Raw genomic sequence first — 518 nt, forward strand, 5'->3', positions numbered from 1 at the left:
CTGCAGCATTTCGACCGGATCGGGCACGTCGTGGTGGGCGCGTCGATCGTGTCGTTCATGCTGCTGTGGCGCTTGCAGAAGAGCGTCGCAGCAGGCTGATCACGGCGGCGGCCAGCGCAGCCACCGCCCCGAGCGCCAGGCCCCAGTGCACCGCGCTCACCGACGGCAGCAGCGCGAACAGCAGCCCGATCGACAGGCTGCCGAGCGTCTGCCCGGTCAGCCGCGCGGTGCCCTGCGCACCGCCGGCCGCGCCGCTGCGCTCCTTCGGCGCGGCGAGCAGCATGTTCTGGTTGTTGGGTGTCTGGAAGAACCCGAAGCCGAGGCCCGTCAGGCTCGTGAAGATCACCATCGGCAGCCAGGGGTCGCCGTGAACCGGCCAGGCGGCGCACAGCGCCAGGCCGAGCGAGAGGCAGGCCCCGCCGATGGCGCAGAGCCACGCGGTCGGCACGCCGCGCCGGGCCAGGCGCGCCGACAAGGGCGCGGCCACCATCACCGCCAGCGGCCACGGCGTCATCAGC

At 73.2% G+C, this 518-nt stretch carries 1 pseudogene; it reads right to left on the reverse strand.

Annotated features, from left to right (window positions below):
• Nucleotides 1-55: 55 nt before the first annotated feature.
• A pseudogene (locus tag AC1D15_RS36610) lies at nt 56-518 on the reverse strand (MFS transporter); the annotation flags it as partial.

The sequence above is a fragment of the Rhizobacter sp. P2_H2 genome, assembly GCF_056403375.1.